Raw genomic sequence first — 462 nt, forward strand, 5'->3', positions numbered from 1 at the left:
GCCCAGCAGGATCTTCTGGGTGCCTCGGTGCAGCAGCAGCACGCGGGCGCCCACAGGCAGATCCTCGGCCGGGACGAGCGAAAGCGGGGCGAGCGGGTCCGTGGACGGGTCGGCGCCCGCCTGGCGCACACGCACCGGGTTCGTGGACACCACCACGCCGTCCGAGACGCGCAGCCCCGGTGTCTTCGCGGCCTCTTGCGGGCCGGCCAGCGCCTGCACCAGGCCGGCCATCGGGTTCCCCGTCACGAGACCACCTCCCGCACCGTCGTCTCTGCCAGGCCCGTGCCGTCGTCGAAGCTGGTCTTCTCCACGACGGCGAGCACGACGACGTTGTGCCGGGTGCGCACGAACCGGACCACCTGGGACATCTCCAGCGGCAGCGGCAGATGCTGGAACGTGAACGTCGACGCCGGCCGCTGCACCTCCTTCAAGCGGAGGTCCGCGCGCGCCTGCAGGATCGCC

Annotated in this window: 2 protein-coding genes; both read right to left on the reverse strand. The window is 72.3% G+C overall.

Features of this window, described 5'->3' with window-relative positions:
• A partial coding sequence (locus tag J1M41_RS11355; protein WP_206451773.1) for a hypothetical protein occupies positions 1 to 246 on the reverse strand: 246 nt, incomplete at its 3' end.
• Positions 243 to 462, reverse strand: a 220-nt coding sequence (locus tag J1M41_RS11360; protein ID WP_206451774.1) for a hypothetical protein, incomplete at its 5' end; no start/stop codon positions are given. The genes J1M41_RS11360 and J1M41_RS11355, both read right to left, overlap by 4 nt.

It is taken from the genome of Micrococcus sp. KRD096 (assembly GCF_017168495.1).
In the GTDB taxonomy this organism is placed as follows: Bacteria; Actinomycetota; Actinomycetes; order Actinomycetales; family Micrococcaceae; genus Micrococcus; species Micrococcus luteus.